At 65.0% G+C, this 18,059-nt stretch carries 11 protein-coding genes; 6 read left to right on the top strand and 5 right to left on the bottom strand.

Annotated features, from left to right (window positions below):
* Nucleotides 1–21 precede the first annotated feature (21 nt).
* The 4 genes from Pla108_RS18950 to Pla108_RS18965 form a co-directional block, all read right to left on the bottom strand.
* Entirely contained in the window at nt 22–1,245 is a 1,224-nt protein-coding gene (locus tag Pla108_RS18950; protein WP_146446553.1) for a glycosyl transferase, read from the bottom strand.
* 131 nt (nt 1,246–1,376) lie between these two features.
* Entirely contained in the window at nt 1,377–3,131 is a 1,755-nt protein-coding gene (locus Pla108_RS18955) for an alpha-amylase family glycosyl hydrolase (protein WP_146446554.1), read from the bottom strand.
* A gap of 142 nt (nt 3,132–3,273) precedes the next feature.
* Nucleotides 3,274–4,560, bottom strand: a complete 1,287-nt coding sequence (locus tag Pla108_RS18960; RefSeq protein ID WP_146446555.1) for a glycosyltransferase family 4 protein — start codon at nt 4,558–4,560, stop codon at nt 3,274–3,276.
* Between the two features lie 127 nt (nt 4,561–4,687).
* The gene (locus Pla108_RS18965; protein WP_197526706.1) at nt 4,688–6,970 is read right to left on the bottom strand and encodes an HAD family hydrolase; all 2,283 of its coding nucleotides are present in this window, start codon (nt 6,968–6,970) and stop codon (nt 4,688–4,690) included.
* Between the two features lie 282 nt (nt 6,971–7,252).
* Here Pla108_RS18965 and Pla108_RS18970 point away from each other — a divergent pair, with 282 nt between their 5' ends.
* The 4 genes from Pla108_RS18970 (at nt 7,253) to Pla108_RS18985 (ending at nt 15,158) form a co-directional block, all read left to right on the top strand.
* Nucleotides 7,253–10,642: a golvesin C-terminal-like domain-containing protein gene (locus Pla108_RS18970; protein WP_197526707.1), complete on the top strand. Its 3,390-nt coding sequence runs from the start codon at nt 7,253–7,255 to the stop codon at nt 10,640–10,642.
* A 208-nt stretch (nt 10,643–10,850) separates the two neighbouring features.
* Nucleotides 10,851–12,881 (top strand): hypothetical protein, encoded by a 2,031-nt coding sequence (locus Pla108_RS18975; protein WP_146446558.1) that lies wholly within the window; start codon nt 10,851–10,853, stop codon nt 12,879–12,881.
* 151 nt (nt 12,882–13,032) lie between these two features.
* Nucleotides 13,033–13,875, top strand: coding sequence for a hypothetical protein (locus tag Pla108_RS21085; protein WP_197526708.1), 843 nt, complete (start codon nt 13,033–13,035; stop codon nt 13,873–13,875).
* Between the two features lie 143 nt (nt 13,876–14,018).
* A complete protein-coding gene (locus Pla108_RS18985; protein WP_146446653.1) occupies nt 14,019–15,158 on the top strand; it encodes a DUF1559 family PulG-like putative transporter in 1,140 nt (379 codons plus the stop codon).
* Nucleotides 15,159–15,335: 177 nt separating this feature from the next.
* Here the strand turns inward: Pla108_RS18985 and Pla108_RS21090 are convergent, their stop codons facing one another.
* On the bottom strand, nt 15,336–15,530 hold the full coding sequence (locus Pla108_RS21090; protein WP_197526709.1) for a hypothetical protein: 195 nt from the start codon (nt 15,528–15,530) through the stop codon (nt 15,336–15,338).
* 109 nt (nt 15,531–15,639) lie between these two features.
* Between Pla108_RS21090 and Pla108_RS18990 the strand changes: the two genes are divergently transcribed.
* Both Pla108_RS18990 and Pla108_RS18995 read left to right on the top strand, forming a co-directional pair.
* Nucleotides 15,640–16,770, top strand: a complete 1,131-nt coding sequence (locus Pla108_RS18990; protein WP_146446559.1) for a hypothetical protein — start codon at nt 15,640–15,642, stop codon at nt 16,768–16,770.
* 84 nt (nt 16,771–16,854) lie between these two features.
* On the top strand, nt 16,855–18,000 hold the full coding sequence (locus tag Pla108_RS18995) for a DUF1559 family PulG-like putative transporter (RefSeq protein ID WP_146446560.1): 1,146 nt from the start codon (nt 16,855–16,857) through the stop codon (nt 17,998–18,000).
* Nucleotides 18,001–18,059: the final 59 nt, after the last annotated feature.

Here is an 18,059-nt window from a genome sequence, read left to right on the forward strand (position 1 = left end):
TGGCTCGGACAGGCTGGCCAATCAGTCGGCGTACTCGGCGAGGTCCGCTTCGGCGAGGTCACGCAGCCGCCGCGGAAAGTCCGGCATCGCCGTCACGACGCGGGTCCAAGTCGGCAGCGCCGGCTGGCCCGAGGGGTCGTGGTGGACCGCCGCGCCGGTCTCGCTGATCAGCTCGGCAAAGCCCTCGACGGCTTGCTCTTCGCTGTGGCGGTCGTAGTCGAGGCCGTTCATCAACGAGTCGGCGTGGTACTGACGGATGGCGTCTTGTGCCAGCCGCAGGTAAGCCGCCTGGACGGTGATGAAATGCCCCTTGCTGAACACCATGCCGCGGCTGGTGAGCGTCCGGAAGAGGTTGGCGAGGATATCGCGGGCCATCTTCATCAGGCCCGACGTCTTGTCCTCCAGCGACAGCGGCTGGTGCTTGTGGTCGTACAGCCGGGCGATATCGACCTGGGCGACACGCTTCGGCGAGGTGTTGCGGAACACCTCGGCGAGCGTCCCGACCTCGAGGCCCCAGTCGCAGGGGATCCGGTTGGACCGCGCCAAGAGCGACGAAATCGCGAACTCCCCCGCCAGCGGGTAGCGGAAGCTCCGCAGGAAGACGAGGTAGGGGTCGTTGCCCATCACCGAGATCAACGCCCGCAATAGCGGGACGACCAACAGCCGGACGACGCGGCCGTGCATCCTGGTGGTGCAGCGGGCGTAGTACGCCTTGCAGAACTGGAAGTCCATGCCGGGGTGCGCCATCGGCAACGCCAGCCGCACGAGCATGCCATTGTCGTAGTTCTCAATGTCGCCGTCCTGGAGGACAAACGCCTGCAGACGGGGGTCGGCGAGCAAGAAGCCGAACGCGAACCAGACCGCCCTCCCCTTGCCGGGCACGCTGACGTTGAAGCCCGCCGCGTCGAGGTCGGCCAGGGCCTCGCAGCCCCGCGGCCCATCGGTCCACAGCAGCTTGGCGCGGTCGCCCAGCGGCGCAATCCGCCGGCGGGCCTCCACGTAGTCGTCCACTGAGTCGGCCCGATTGAGCACCACAACCGCCGTATCGACGTAGTCCGCCGAGGCGAGGCTCTCGATGATCTGCCCAAACGGCGCGGCGCGCATGTCGGAGGCGGTCACCGGCAGCACCAGGCCGATCGGGAACTCCGCGACCGCCTTGCGGAGCATCTCCTCGAGCGTCGCCGAGTCGGTCAGACCGAGGTCGTGCAGCGTGGTGATCGGACCGCGTTGGGCGAAGTCGGGCATACGATTGCGGATTGCAGAATTCGGATTGCGGAGTCATCGACAGCGAGCCGGGCCGTCCCCCGCCCCGGTGCACTATCAACGACTTACCACAGAAAGAGGAGCCGCCGACGAACGCAGATAAACGCGGGTGCCTAACGGGGGGCAAGCCACAGGGTTTGACCGGGCGTCAGACTGGAAGTGGCGCCGCCTTCCATGGTAACTCCGGCAAGGAGGTCCGTCGCGTCACGATAGGGGTCGGGCAAGTCGGCAAGCTCGTCGGTAGCCGCCACGTTGCAGAGCACCAGCAAACGCCGTTCCCCGTCGAGGCTCACCCGCTCGAAGGCGAGCACCGCCGGGTTGCCGGTATCGACGACCCGCTGCGGGGCGTCGGGGTGGAACGCCGGCTCGGCGATCCGCTTGGCGAGCAGGTCGCGGTAGCCGTCGAAGACGCGGCGCTGGACCGTTCCGGGGGTGAGCAATCCGTCGAGCTCGGCCCGCTCGTACTTGCGGCGGTTGATGCGGCGGGCGATGCCGCTCGCCTCGGCGCCGGCAATGTCGTTCGGCGCGCCAACCAAGCTTTGGAAGTAGGGCGCCGGCATGCCGCGGAGCGCGAGCATCACCGCCTGTGAGGAGAGGAAACGCCGGACGTGCAGGTCGTCGTCGGGCGTCTCGGGCGCCAAGGCGCTGAAGTAGGCGACGCAGAGCTCGTACGGCGCGTCGCTGCCGTCGGGCTTGCGGCGGGTGTTGACGATCGCGCCGCGTTGCTTGACCGCCTCGACCATCGCGGCGAGCCGCTCTTCGGAGACGAGCCCCTCCAGCGGCCGGACTCCAACGCCGTCGTGCGAGGCGGTGAAGTTGAAGAACGTGCAGCCCGGCGGCGGGGGCGCAAGGTCCGTCAACCAGTCGCGGAGCGCGGTGGCGTCGCCCGACAGGAACGCCTCCAACAGCAGCGGCGGCAGGCTGAACTGGTAGACCATGTGGGCCTCGTCCGCCTCGCCGGTCGTGGGCGAGACCTCGCCGAAGTACGACACGTTCTCGGCGTGCGGCACATTGGTCTCGGTGAGCACCAGCGTCCGCGGCGTGAGCGCCGCCAGCACGTCGCGCATCAGCTTGACCAGCTCGTGCGTCTCCGGCAGGTGGAGGCACGTCGTCCCGAGCCGCTTCCAGAGGAACGCAACCGCGTCGAACCGGACGATCCGCGCTCCGCGCCGGGCGTACTCGACCAAGATGCGCAGCATCCGGGCGAGCAGCGCCGGGTCTCCGTAGTTCAGGTCGATCTGGTCGGCTGAGAAAGTGGTCCAGACATAGCGGGGCCCTCGGCTGGTCTCCACCGGCGTCAGCAGCGGCAGACTGCGGGGCCGCGTGACCAGGGAGTAATCGAGCGCCGGGTCGGCCTCGATGAAGAACTGGTCGTAGGGGGGCTCGCCACGTTTGTAGGCGGCGTACCACTCGCTCTGCTGCGAGATGTGGTTTAGCACCAAGTCGAACATCAGCTCAAACGGCTCGCCCAGCGCGGCGATGTCTTCCCACGTCCCCGACGCCGGATCGACCGCCAGGTAGTCGATCACCGAGAAGCCATCGTCCGACGAGTAGGGGCAGAACGGCAACAGGTGGACCGTGCTGAGCAGATCGTCGAGCCCCTGCTCGACCAGCCACTCACGGAGCGTCACCAGCGGCGAGGGCTCGCCCCCTTCGGTCGAAAGCTGGTCGGCGTAGGTGATGAGCACCACGTCCCGCTCGTCCCAACGCGGCGCCGACGGGGCGGTCGGTGGTTGGTCGATCGGCGCTGGTTCTCTGAGCAGATCGGCGAACTCGGCCTCCAGCGCCCGCAGGGCGTTGTCGGCTTGGTCGCCGTAGACGCGGCGGAGTCGGACGGTCAGCGAGGGAACGCGATCGGCTAGCGACAAGGCGGAACCTTCCTACGCGGTGAGCCTGGAGAGCTATCGATCGAGGTCGATAGCGGCGGGGAGCGTCGATTGTAGCGAATCGGGCGGGCCGCGTCGCCGGCGGCTGTGTCGGCCCAGCCCAACCCCTGCGGTCCGAGGGGGGCTACAAGTCTTCCAGTCCCGTGACATTGGTCACCAGGGCGCGGAGCTTGCGCCGCAACACCGCGTAGCTGAAGAACCGTTTGCCGAGCTCGTAGTTGTGCTCAACCATCCGCTCACGGTAGGTGGGGTCCTCGATCACAGCCTGGACTTTCTGCACCACGTCACGCGTCATGTAGCCGTTCATCGTGATGACATCGAAGCCCTTCGGCTCGATGTCGGACACAAAGATTGAGTAGCGGTTCACCAGCACCGGCTTGCGGTAGTAGAACGCCTCGATCAAGGCGTTGCCGAAGCCCTCGTAGAGGCTGGGGTAGGTGATGAAGTCGGCGTGGGCGTAGGCGTCGCTCAGCAGGTAGACCTTCTGGCCGTCGTCGTTGACGCCGCGTTCTTCACCGACGCGCGTCGGGATGTAGCGGAGATCGACCCCCTGGCTGACGGCCATGTCCTGCAGCATGTGCAGGTACTCGTGCCCCTCGTCGCCCGACTCGTGAGAGACGACCAGTTTGCACTTTGGATTGCCCAGCGACTTGATCAGGGCGATCGCGTGCTCGATCCCCTTGCGGGGAACGACCCGCGTCGGCTGGAGGAAGAGGATGTCGTCGGGCTCGACACCGATCGACGCGCGGAAGTCGGAGTTGTAATCGTCGACCGCCTGCGGGGGCTTTTCGAAGTCGAGCACGTTCGGCACCAGCACGCTCGACATCCCGCGGCGATGCGACAGCGCGCGCTGGGCCTCGCTGTTGATGGTCACATGCTGGATACACGGCACCGTGCAGGGGAACGCCATCCGCAAGATGTCGCCGATCGCGTTGACGCTAAAGCGGTCCCGCTCCCAGTAGAAGTCGTGGTGGTGGGCGATCGTCGGGAAGCCCGTCTCGGCGCAGTAGGTGGCGATCGCCACCCCCAGCGGCACGTTCATGGGGATGCAACTGGCGTTTTGGATACAAAGGATCTCGATGTCGAACCGCGACACGAACTCGTACAGCGACCGCTTCAAGTGGTCGGCGATGGCGTAGATCCGCCGCGTCACCTCGGGGTCCCGAGTTGTGCGTCCGTAGACCCGCTCGTTGATCCACTGGATGTCGGGATGACCGAAGTAGGCGTGCGGCACCAGGGTGCTGACGCTCGGGTCGGTGTCGAGCTTGCCGGCGAACCAGTAGCTGATGTGCTCGTGACGCCAGAGAACCTTGGCCCACTTGGCCGCTTCGAGGGAGACGCCATCGGTCCCCGCGAATCGGGTGCCGACAAAACCAATCCGGTGGCCAGTATTTGCTGCGGGCGCGGACATCGGCGGGCGGGATGGAGTGAGGGAGGGCGATTTGGGTGGGTTCGGCGTCGGGGCCACCCCACCTGCAGGCCGGTCGACGCTTATCCAACATGCGCCGAAGACCTAATCCGGGCAAGCGCCAGAGTCGTTACAACACGATTGACAGCAGTTCTCGGAGGTCGGTCACCACCGCATCGGGGCGCACGTCGGCGAGGCTCCGATCGTCACGGCGCCAACGCAGACTCCGCGCGTCGCCGGCGAACAGCGCGGTGCGGAAGCCGGTCTGCTGGGCCGGCGCGACGTCGTTCCGCAGATCGTTGCCGACGAAGAGCGCCTCGTCCGCGGCGACGCCGTGAGCGGCGAGGGCGTCGGCGCAACGCTCGTAGAGGTACGCGCCCGGTTTCGCCTCGCCGTGCTCGTACGACCAGACGCTCAGCTCCGGGGCGAATCCCCACGACCGCAGCGACTTCCCGGTGAGCGGGGCGAAAGCGAGCGGCGTGAAGAACTGGGCGTTGCTGACGATGCCGAGCAGCTGGCCCGCGTCCCGCAGGGCGTCGAGCGTTTCGGCGAGCCCGGGCATCGGCCCGATCGGATTGACGCGGCACTCGTATTCGACGGCGAGCCGTTCGATCTGGGCGTCGGTCGCCGCGCGGCCGAGCCCTTCGAGCACCGTCCGCCAGATGTCGCGGATCTCGACCTCCGGGTGCGCGCTCGGCGAGGCGTCGTGCGCGGCGTGGATCGCGGCGTGCAGGGCGGCGACCACCGCCTCACCGTCCGCCACCGGCTCGCCGAGCACGGCCTGGAGGGCGTCGGCCGCCGCCGCGCCGCGGGCGCCGCCGCTCGCCAGCGAGATGTCGCCGCTGCCGCTCACGAGGAGCGTTCCGTAAACGTCAAAGACGACCGCCCGGACCCCCGGGAGCTTCGGCAGATCGGCCGTCTCGCCAGTTGGCTCGGATGGCAGTGGCCCACTCAATTGGGTGATGAGATCGCTCAGCGTGTCGCGCTCGGCCGAAGCGACCGACTCAACCCGCACGGGGCTCTGGCGGACCGGGTCGGCGAAGTGCTCGACAATCGCCTCGCCATGGAAATCGCCGGCCAGACCGCCTCGATCGGCGAGCACCGCACTGAAAACCACCTTAAGACGCCGCCCGATGCTCTCAGTGTTGTAGTGCTCGCGGACCACCGCGGCGTTGGCGGCGATGTCGCCCGCCGCCGCCTCGATCCCCAGATCGAGCGGAACCGTCGGCCGCCGCGTGGCTTGGATCACTTCCGCCTGCTCGGTCGCGGTGAGCCGGGCGAAGTCGTTTTCGAGGCTTTCGGCCGCCCGAAGCTCGGCCCACAGGCTGCGGAAGCGCATGCCGGCCGCCTTGAACTCACGTGTGATCTCCGGCAGATCACGACCGATCAGCGGTTTGCCGGCGAGCCAGGCCTCGAGGAAGACCATGCCAAACCCCTCGGCGACGCTCGTCGTGACGATCGCGTCGGCGGCGGCGAGGGTCTCGAGGAAGTCGCAGCCGTAGCCCCCCTGCTCTTTCGGTCCGCCGGTGTCGAAGCAGCACGGCAGGTCGAGCGAGTCGGCCAGCCGCCGCCAGCGGTCGAACGAGGCCGCCTCCGCCGGGTTCTTCGGCCGCAGCGTCACAGCAAAGTAGGTCCCCTCCGGCGCCAAGGCCGACAGCAGGAGCATCTCGCCGAGGTTCTTTCGGCGGATTCCCCGGACCGGGTAGACGACCAGTTGGGCGTCCTTGGGCAGTCCCAACGCCGGCAAGACCCGCGACCGGGCCTCCTCCCGCGGCGGCATGCCGCTGAACTCCGACACCGGATTTGGGAGCGTGTGCAGCCGCTCCGCGGCGACGCCGGCGGCCCGGAAGAGGTCGGCGTCGCGTTCGGTGAGTGTCGCGTAATGGACGCCTGGAGCCTGTGGATAGAGGAGCCCGCCGAGCCGATCGGGATCGCTTTCGCTCAGAGACACCTGCAAGTGGCGGTAGTTGTCGGGCCGGTTGTCTTCGGCGAAGTCATGAACCTGTAGCAGCATCCGCCAGCCGCCGTCGGCCAACCGACGCAACGCGCCGGGGAGCGATACGTTCTTGCCCAGCGCGTGGTTGTGGACCTGCAGCAGCGTGGTGTCCGCCGTCAGGCCATTTTCGGCGAGTCGGGCGGCGAGGGTCGCGGCCAACCCCGCCGGGTCGGCCGCTGCCGCGGCCCGGTCGTAGGCGAGCGCCGGCTCGATGACGAGTTCGATTGGGAACCCCTCCGGCGAGGTCTCGGGCCAGCCGTCGCGTTGCCCGTCGTAGAGCACGACGACCCTCTCGGGCCTCTCGGGCCTCTCGGGCCTCTCGGCGGCCGGTAGCGTCGCCAGCGCGCGGAGCTGGTTGACGATCACCGAAGTGACGCCACCCCGGTTGAGGTGGTGGTGGAGGATCGCCAGTTGCATCGGCTCGGTCGTCTCGCAATGGGGAGAGTTTGGACGCACTCCCTAACACGGGGGCCGGCACGGGGGCAACGGCCGATCATCGACCCCAATCGGCCTTGGTGGCGTCGACGACTCACTTGAAAACACGTGAGCGGCGCCAAAAAACGCGTAAGCGGTGCGAACGGCGTGCGCAAATGCGTGTGCTTATTCTGAATCCTTGTCTATTCTGAAAGGGTTAGGAACCCCCTGAGCCGACACGCCCTGCGGGTCGTTTTGCGGAACATGAGAATTAGGCGCCTGTTGATGTTGAGCTTCTTCGCTTCGCTGTTTGCCGCCCCCTCCGACTCGCCCCGTTCGCGCGGGCGTCTGCTCGCCGCGGAGCCGCTCGAGACCCGCGAGATGCTCGCCGCGGCCGGGCTGGTGGATGTCGGCTCTCAGCCTAGCGGCGCCCTCGACGGCAAGATCGTCTACCTGCACGGTGGCCACGGCATCACCACCACCGCCAGTGGCTGGGGCTACCAGCGGTCGTTGCTGCTCGACATGGTCGAGGACCTCGGCAACGTCGACCAGATGTCGCAGCTCGCCGAGCACCTCTGGAACGCCGGCGCGACGGTCGTGCCGCTGCGTCCCGTCGGGCATCAGCTCAACGAGGTGATCGTCGACAACGACGATGTCGGCGTCACCTTCACCGGCGCCTGGAGCAACAGCTCCTCGAGCATCTACTTCGGCGACGCCGGCGACGTCCCCTACCGCTACGCGAGCACCTCGCTGACTGAAACGGCCACGGCCCAGTTCCGGCCCGACCTCCCCGAGGCCGGTTTCTACCCCGTTTATGCGTGGGCCCGCCCGGGGACCGACCGGGCGGCCGACCAGTTGTACCGCGTCCACCACTCGGGCGGCGCCACCGAGGTGACGGTTAACCACCGCATGGTTGGCAACGGCTTGGTCTATCTCGGCACGTACTACTTCGAGGACGGGACCGACGGCTACGTCGAAATCTCCAACGAATCGAGCGAGACGGGTAAGGTCGTCATCGCCGACATGATCCGCTTCGGCAACGGCATCGGGAGCATCGACGTCGGCAACGGCGTCTCGGGCGAACCACGCGAGAACGAAGCGGCCCTTTATTGGTTGCAGTGGCACGTCGAGCACAGCCAAGGCATCTCTTCGAGCACCTACGGCACCTCGACCGTGTCGGCGCCGAATCGCTACGCGGCCTTCATGAACCAAGCCGGCGAGGGCTCGCTCTCCGACCGGGTCTACATCAGCTATCACTCGAACGCCAGCAGCGGCAATTCGCGTGGCGTCGTCGGTCTGCACAACACCTCGAGCGGCGGCGACACGCCCAATCAACTGCTTCTGGCGCAGCTCATGGGCAGTCAGATCAACGACGATCTCGTCGCCCAAGCGGGCCAGTTTGAGCGAGATTGGTTCGACCGGGACTTGAACATCACTTACCAGGCGAACTTCAATTACGGCGAGATCAACAACTCGGTCATCAACAACGAGTTCGACGCGACCATCATCGAGTCGGGATTCCACGACAATCAGTTCGACGCCGAGATGCTCCGCGACCCCGAGGTCCGCGAGGCGATCGCCAAGTCGACGACCCAAGCCTTGGTGGACTACTTCCGCGCCGTCGATGGAAACACGACGCCCGACATCGACGCCCCACCCACCGTCGTCTCGTTAAGCGGCGAATCCGAATCCCCGGGGGAAGTGACGCTCAATTGGACGCCGGGGACGCCTTCGTCCTACGCCGGCAGCGCGGCCACCGGCTACATGGTCTACGCATCGACCAACGGCTACGGCTTTGACGGCGGGACCTACGTCGCCGGCGGCGCGACGACGACCCACACCATCACCGGCCTGACCGCCGACGAGACTTATTACTTCCGCGTCGCGGCCGTCAACGCCGGTGGCGAGGCCGCCGACTCGGAAGTTGTCGCCGTCAAGCCGTCCGCCTCGCCCCAACGACTGTTGATCGTCAACGGCTTCGACCGTGAGGACAATTCGCTCGCGGACGTCGAGCCTTTCCGGGGCGGGTCGAACACGGTCGATCGGGTCCGGCTCTACGGTGGCAACACGCGTGACTACGCCATCGAGGTCGCCACCGCGATCCAGGCGGCGGGCGCCACGCCGTCGATCGCCACGGCGTCGAACGAAGCGGTCGCCAACGGCGTCGTCGATCTGGCGGTGTACGACGCCGTGATCTGGATCACCGGGACCGAGTCGTCCAAAGACCAGTCGCTCAGCGCCGCGGAGCAATCCGCCGTATCGGCCTACCTGACGTCGGGGGGCAAGCTCTTCCTCTCGGGCGCCGAGATCGCCTGGGACCTCGACAATCTCAATAACGGCCGCGCCTTCTACAATGGCTCGCTCAAGGCGGACTATGTCGCCGACGACGCCGGCACGCACAACGCCACGGGCGTCGCCGGCTCAATCTTTGAGGGGCTGAACCTCCAGTTCGACGACGGCTCGGTGGCCTACGACGTGGCCTTCCCAGACGTGATCGCCCCGCTGGGCGGTTCGACGGCGGCCCTCGCCTATGGCGCCGGCGCGGGAGCGGCCGCCGTCCAGTACGCCGACGCCGGTTCGGGCCAGCGGCTCGTGCTGATGGGCTTCCCCTTCGAGACCCTCACCGGCGAAGACAACCAAGCCGACGTGATGTCGCGGGTGCTGGAATTTTTCGGCTTCGCGACGACCCCCGTCGAGACCGTCTCCTTGATTCTCAACAACGACGACGGTGCCCCGACCTATTCGGACGCCGGCGGTTGGAACGACCTCGGCGGCCTGAGCCCCACCGACACGCAGCGTTTCAATCTCCGCGGTGTCGCCGCCACGGCGACCTGGACGGGCGTGCTGCCGGTCACGGGCGACGCCGAGGTCTTTGTCCAGTATTCGGCCGGGTCCAACCGCGTCTCGGGCGCCCACTATACGGTCACCGTTGGCGGCGAGAGTCGTATTGTCACGATCGATCAACGAGAGAACGACGCGACGTGGGTCTCGCTCGGTAAGTTCACCGACGCGACCGGCGCCGTCACCGTGACGCTCGACGCCGGCGCCTCGACCGGCGGCAGCTTCGCCTTGGTGATTGCCGACAAAGTTCGCGTCGATGTCCGCGGCGTCGCGACGCCCCCCAACGGCGACTTCAACAACGACGGCGTCGTCAACGCCGCCGACTACACCGTCTGGCGCGACACGCTCGGCCAGTCGGTCACGCCCCTGTCCGGCGCCGACGCGGATGGCAGCGGCTTCGTCGATGCGGCCGACCGCGAAATCTGGCTCGCAACCTACGGCGACACGGTAGCGGTAAGCCCTGTCGCGGTCAGCACGGTCGCGGTCAGCAGCCCCGCCTTGATCGTGACGGCGCCGACCGACACAGCGGTCGGAACAGCCCCGATTACGACGGAAACGGCAAGCAACGGAGCTGAGAAACGCGCTTTTGCGTCGTTTATCGCCCCACCGGCAGCCGACGAGTCGCTATCGGCGCCGTCGGCACGTCAGCGGGTGACGTTCCGTCCCACCGCCCGAACGACGGCGGTCGACGCGGCCTTGCTGCTGATCACTCAGCCATCATCGAGCAATTCCGACGAGATTAGTCCGGACGGCCCTGCTGCAACGGAGCGGCTACCCGCAGAGTCCGAAACCGCCGTCGATCTCGCGTTGGGAACGCAAATCAAGCTGAAGTAGTTCCCGAGTAAGGACTTCGGACACCCGAGTATGCGCCCTTCGGAGACAGCCTTGCGCATAAGAGATGCAAAAGGTAGCAGTTTTGTCGGTAGCATAAAGAAATGACGAATTTCCGAGCACTACAGAAATAGCTACCGACCGCGCTGTCATCCACGGCAGCCCTGCAGCCTCATAGAGATTCCCTCCGTTTTAGTAGGAAACACCCAAGATGAAGCTTTGCACGATAGTTGCTGCAGCCCTGGGGCTAGTAGTCAGCCTTCCTCAGACAGGATTCGCCGCGTCGTATGCGTCAGGTCTGCGGGACATCGGTGGCGGGCAAGTCGAGTTCGTCTTGAACGAGGACGCGGCTGACGTTTCGATCAACCTGAACGTCGGCGGCACGCTCAACCTCGGGTCTCTAACACAGGGCCGGCACACGTTCAGCCTAGGCGCCGCGAGCGCTTACGACATCGTCGTCAAAGACAGCGCACCCGCCGGCTACAACGCTATTGACCAGTCCGCCAATCCCTGGGCTGGCTTCGATCGTCCTGGCGGCTTAGCGATCAACAACATCCCGTCGAGCCCGTACTTCGGTACGATCTACGTCAACCAGAATCGCGGACTCAACGGCGTCAATCCGATCACCGTCGGGTCCCGGACGATGGGCAACGGGATCTACTCGCTGACAGCTGACCGCGTTGGCGTCGATCTGCCGACCTGGTCGGTTCCGTCGGACCCCAACGATCCCGCGCTGGCCAAGCTGCCCGAACCGTTCGCATCAACCTTCGCCCTCGGCGACAACCAGGGTTACAAGAGCTCGAGCGCTTTCTACCGCATCGGGATGGATGACGCAGGGAACCTGATCGCCAGCGACTGGTCCAATTTCCCGGGCCAAGCGGGGTTGGCTTACATCTCGAATGACTTGACGACGGGCGCTTACCTTTTTGCTCCAACCGCTGATTCGGCGCAGACAACCATCGGCTCGGGAGGAAAAATCCAAGTCGATGGCAGTGGTCCTTTTTACCAGCACGGTTCGATCAACGGCGAGCCTCAGGCTCGAGGCACCTATGGTGTCGACTTGGTAGTGTCCGCCATGGATGAGGACCTCGACGCCGACAAGCTCTTCACGTCGGACACCGCGGGCCTGAATGACGGCAACGCCATCTGGACGTGGAACTTCGGATCGCAGACTAGCGGGTCGACTGTCCGGCCCGAACTGACGATCGCCCCCGGCGACCTCTACACCTCTACCGGGCAGGACAAGAACACTTCGGGCGTCACCTTCCCCAGCTTCTCGTTGAACCCGGCGGGCACGCACTCCGACGGCAGCCCGGTGTTCCTTGACTACAACATCGGCGTCACCGCCAACGCTCAGTACAACGCACACTTCGACAAGTGGTACCTGTCGGGCGCCCGTTCAAACGGCGACGATTCGTCAAACCTCGTCATCCTCACCCCCGAGGGCCCGGGCGGCGACGGACGTGACATCCAAGTCGATTGGGCTTCGAAGCAGTTCTCGATCGACAATGGACTCGACGGCTACACCGACGACGAAGCCGTTGTGAACAGCCTCGGCATTAACGACATTTTCCGTCAGGCGCACAACGTCTCGTTCTCGCCCGACAATACCGTCATGTATGTCCAGCGACGCCTCGTAGCCGGCGATAACAACCCGTACCTGGGGCTAAACAGCGGCCTGGGCGCCAAGATCTTGGCGATCCCGCTCGACGCGAACGGCATCCCGGTCATCGACGTCGACGACAATGGGACGCCCGGAGACACGACCGACGACTTCATCACGAACATTGTTCCGATCGACGCCGGCGTGGCTGGTTCGTCGGGTTCGTACTCCCAGGTGAAGACCGACGCCGCCGGCAACGTCTACTATACCGGGAACGTCAACGAGAGCCTCGAGTACTTCTCGCTCGGCGGAAGCACGGTCGCGACCACGTCGAGCGCCGGCACTTTCTCGATCGAGCAACTCCTGGCCCTAGAAGGCGACTACAACGGCGATGGTCTCGTCAACGCGGCCGACTACACGGTCTGGCGTGACACGTTGGGCTCAACAACCGACCTGCGGGCCGACGGCAACGGCAACCTGATCGTTGACGGCCCGGCCGGCGCCGGCAGCGACTATGAGGTTTGGACCAGTAACTACGGAGCCGGCGCCTCGTCCGGCGCCTCGGTCGCGATCCCCGAACCCACTTCGATCCTTCTTGCGACCGCAGCAGCCCTCGGGCTGCTGCGTCGTAGCAGCTGAATTAGGCGGCGTCGCTCCGGCGGCGTGGATGACGACACTTTCGGTACGGCTTTCTTCCTGTTTCCTGTTTCTCTGAGGTCAAGTACTCATGATTCGGCACCTTTGGATGGTGGCACTCGCGGCCACACTGGGCTTCGTCGCCTCTCCGGCGATGGCTCAAATCTCGGATAGTTTCGAGACCGACACCTCCGCCAATTACACGGTCGTTGACGACAGCAACGGCGCCTCGGGCGACGGAGTTTTTGACGGCACCATCGCCTTCGCCTACGACTACGTTGCGGCTGGAATCCCGTTGGCTCCCCGCTCTTTGCCGGGCGACGTTGGCGGCCTCCGGATGACGGTTAACGACACCGAAGAGGGCGAGGAAGGCGCAACCACGACCGAAGAGGATCACATCACCGCGTTCAACAACCTCTCGATCGCGGGCAGCTACCGCATTGACGTCGATATGTACATGGGCGTGAACCTGGGCGCCTCCGGCACCACCGAGTTCGCTCACGTGGGCGTCGCCGGTTCATCGACCGACTTCCTCTCGATCTTCACACCGACGACCGACAACGGTTACTACGTGTCGATCACCGGCGAAGGTGGCAGCGGTTCGGACTATCGCACCTCGGCCCCGGGCAATGCTGCGATCCCCTCGGGCGACCCGGTCTACCTGAACCCGACGAACACCACGAACTCGGCAACCGAACCCTACCTGTCGCTCTACCCGAACACCGAGGTTCCGGGCTCGCCGACCAACATCTGGACGACGCTCACCATCACGGTTGCCGATACCGTGACCTACTTCCTCGATGGTACGCCGATCATCCAAGTCCCGAACACCGGTTCGTCGGATGGCTTGGTCGGCCTGGGTTACACCGACCCGTTTGACTCGGTCGGCCCGAACTTTGTGATCTACGACAACCTAACCGTTACCGCGATCCCCGAGCCTACCGCCGCCTTCCTTGCGTTGGCCGGCATGGCCGCGTTGGCCGGTCGTCGTCGTTGATTGAAGCGATTCGTATGCGACCCGGCGGGGGGCGTCACGCCCCCCGCCGGTTTCATTGAGACGAGCAGTTCCGTGGCCAACCCGTCATCGGAACGAGCAAACACCCGCCTTCGCCACACAAGGACGCCCCAGCGCGACGCCTGATGCGAGTTCCCTCCCCCCAAGAAACGACCCGTCGCCAAGGCTTCACCTTGGTCGAACTCCTCGTCGTTATCGCCATCATCGGCATCCTGGTGGCCCTCCTGCTGCCCGCCGTTCAGGCCGCTCGTGAAGCGGCGCGGCGCACCCAGTGTAAGAACCAGCTCAAGCAGATGGGCCTCGCCTGTCTGCTGCACGAAGACACCCATGGCTTTTTCCCCTCCGGTGGTTGGGGCACGAAGTTCCTCGCCGAACCGAACAGCGGCTACGGCAAGAACCAGCCCGGAAGCTGGTACTACAGCGTCTTCAGCTATCTCGAAGAGAACGGCCTCCGCGACCTCGGTCGTGGCAAGGACCCCGGCACCGCGGCTTGGCGAACCGACATCCTGCAACTACTGAGAACCCCGGTCGGCGTCTTCAACTGCCCCAGTCGGCGATCGGTCGCGATCGGAATCAGCACCAATGTTGGCAGTACCGACTTCAGTTTCACCAACGGAAGCCCCGCAGCAAAAGGCGACTACGCCGGCAACACCGGAACGTCGGTCTGCACAGCTTCCTCGGGCTACGGCGGCGGACCCGACTTTGACCAGGCAGGCCTCACGCCCAGTTCACTCACAGCAGCAAAAACGTGGAGTAAATGGCCCGACACGTCGTCGGTCGGTGGGACCTTCTTTGCGAATCCGTACTACCAGAACGGCGTCATAAACTTCCGCAGCGAAGTGAAAGCGAGCCAGATCCCCGACGGTCTGAGCAAGACCTACATAATCGGAGAGAAGTTCGTCGCTCCGAAGGCGTACGATGACAACGGCGTCTACGGCTCGGGCGATATCGCTCGGTGGGGCGACAACCAGTCGATGTACGTCGGCTTCGAGTGGGACAATCAGCGGATGGCTTGGCGCCAAGGGAGCCAGATCTTCGGTCTCGGAGCCAAAGACCCCTCCGACTATCAGCCGTCGCCGGACAGCAACGACAACCAATTCAAGCCGCTTTCAGCGTTCGGCAGCCCCCACGCAGGCGGGCTGAACATGGCCTACTGCGACGGGTCGGTGCACCAAGTGTCGTACGACATCGAAGTCGACGCCCACCGTCTCAACGCGATCCGCAACGACGAGGGTGACCCGAATTCGGGCATCATCCAGTTCTGAATGACGCGGCGTGGGTCTCACCGCACGGCGAGATTCACCAGAAAGACAATCCTCAAACGCCCCCGGCAGACGCGGTCTGCCGGGGGCGTTTTCTGCCGGGTGTCCGCGCGGCCCGCACGGTGGCGACCCGTTATGACAACACGATGTCGAATCGTCGGCATTGCGTCTTCCGGCTAACTACTCCAACCCGCCGACGTTCATCGCTGCGTCCCATTTCCGATCTATTCGATCCGCGTTCGGCAATACCGGCACTTGAGCGGTCGCGGCTTGCCGTACGTTCGCGGCTCGATCGGAAATGCGCGTATTCATGACAGTCTTGCGCACGGCAAAGGGGCGGATTTTTTCGCCGTTGCCTAAGATGAGAAGTGACACTCCCCGATCCCCGCAAGACGGGGATGTCGGCGAAACACGCGACTCCTCACTGAAAATTAGCCGGGATTTAACCCGCTCGGCTCCGCGACCCGCCCAAGGATCTACCGCTATGAAGATCGGACCCCTCTGTGCCCTGGCCCTCGCCACGACTTGGCTCACCGCGCCCGCCTTGGCGGTCACCACGGTGCTGATTGACGACGACTTTGAAAGCTACGCCGACACGTCGGCCCTCAACGCCGTCTGGGCAGCCGCCGGCGCCAATGGGCAGTTGGTCGATGAGACCTTCACCGAGTTCATCACCGCCGACGACCTCGACCCGCAAGCGGTCGGCGCCCGGGCGTATCCGACGGGCGGCCAGGGCGTTGAGCACCGCGGCGGCGGCGTCGTCCAGATCGACCTCGCCTCGCTCAATGGCGGCAATCCGATCTCACCTTCGGCAACGCAGACCATTGTGGTCGAGGGCGACATGTTCGATATCGGCGGCTTTGGCAATAAGCGGATGAGCATCGGCCTGCGAAGCACCTCCCCCCAGAACCTCATCGAGCTCGGCCAGTACAACGAAGACCCAATTGGCTACGCCAACCGGACGATTCTATTCCCGGCGGCCGAGGGGGACGAGGCCAACCCGAACTGGCAATACTTCGAATTGCCGATCGAACTCGATCGTGCGGACGATCTCGACGAGGTCGTTACGATTGGCGACATCGGCGAGGCGTGGGCGACCTACCGGGCGATTATCACACCGACGACGATCACCTACGAGATGGACCTCTACCGCGACGGCGTCATCAACGACGGGACGGATACACCGGGCGTCGACGCGACAGTGACTTACAACATTACGACCGGCTCGAATGGCTACAACAGCCTGCGGATGGGCGGCCCGTCAGGGATCGCGTCCGGCGGCAACGGCTTCTACGGCGGCATGATCTTCGACAACCTCAAGCTGTCGCTCGTTGAGGTCGATGCGGTGCTGACCGGCGACTACAACGGCGACGGCATGGTCAACGCCGCCGACTACACCGTCTGGCGTGACACGCTCGGGTCAACAGAAGACCTCCGCGCCGACGGCAATGGCAACCTGATCATTGACGGCCCCAGCGGAATGGGCAGCGACTACGACCTGTGGGCGTCGAACTACGGTGCTGTCGCGACGGCCACCGCTTCGGCCGTGCCCGAGCCCGTCACCGCCTTCTTGGCGCTATTCGGAATCGCTGCGGCCGCTACGCGCCGCAACTGAACAAGAGAGATTTACTGTGTTTCTGCGGGGTGGACCCTAGGCGGACCGCATCGGGAACGCGGCCATTTGTCACACGGAGTCGATATGCAAAGGCGTGATCAGAAGGGAACGGAGCCCATCGCGGGCTTCACGCTGGTGGAGTTACTCGTCGTGATCGCGATCATCGGCATCCTGGTCGCGTTGTTGCTTCCTGCCGTCCAGGCCGCCCGCGAAGCGGCGCGCCGGAACGCGTGTGTTAATGGACTGAAGAACTGCGCTCTGGGTTGCATCAACTACGAGAGCACCTTCAACCGTTTCCCACCGGCGATGACTTACACGAAGCCCGGCACGGGCGTCAACGGTTTGAGTTGGCAGGTTGCCGTGCTTCGGTACATGGAAGAAGCGGGCTCCGCCGACCTGATCGAAAGCGCGGTCGCCGACCGGAAAGCGAACGACCCGCAGATGACGAACGCGTCCTACGGCAATGGTCTCGCGTACATGACGGCGATCCAGCCGCTGCTGACGAGTGTCTCGGAGATCTTCGTCTGCCCCTCCGACATCGACAGTGCGGCGACAAACGGCAGTGAGCAAGGGAACGGCTGGAAGGGATCGAACTATTGCGGCGTCATGGGCTCCGCATTCAGCCGTGGTAATGACACCTTCGATAATCCGGCCCGCGTGACGACCGCGGTTCAGGGCGAAGATTACTTGGGGACCAATTCCTACGCCGCCGTCAATCTCGACGGGATGATGCAGTGCCAGAAGGGAGCGAAGGCCGCCCAGATTTCGGACGGGTTGAGCAAGACCTTCCTGATCGGCGAGAGGACCTATCAACTGCGGTCTTGGACGGTTGGAGGGTACTGGATCCTCGCCTCGTCGGGGCTCAGCAACACCGAGGCGATCCAACGGTGGCGTGACGGGAAGGGCTGGTGGGGTGGGTTCGACGAGCCGATCCAGGGAACCGTCGTCTACTCGGCGAAGAACATCACGGGCGAGATGACGCCTAACGCCGACCTCAACCAGGTCGGCTACTTCGCCAACACGGAGCCTGACGACCCCATCCAGCCGCCGCCCGGCGCGCCCGAAACGATGGGTGTCAACGAGTTGCTCTTCGGCAGCTTCCATCCCGGCGGAGCGAACTTCGCCTATGGCGACGGCAGCGTTCACTTCATCGGTGACGACATCGAGCCCGAGGTGTACGTCGCCGTGGGCTCTGGCGATGGCGGCGAATCGATCTCGTACGAACGATAGACCTCTGCGCATTCGTTGACGCTTTGATTTTGGCTAAGAAGCGACAGAGATTAGGCTAA

It is taken from the genome of Botrimarina colliarenosi, from assembly GCF_007859955.1.
In the GTDB taxonomy this organism is placed as follows: domain Bacteria; phylum Planctomycetota; class Planctomycetia; order Pirellulales; family Lacipirellulaceae; genus Botrimarina; species Botrimarina colliarenosi.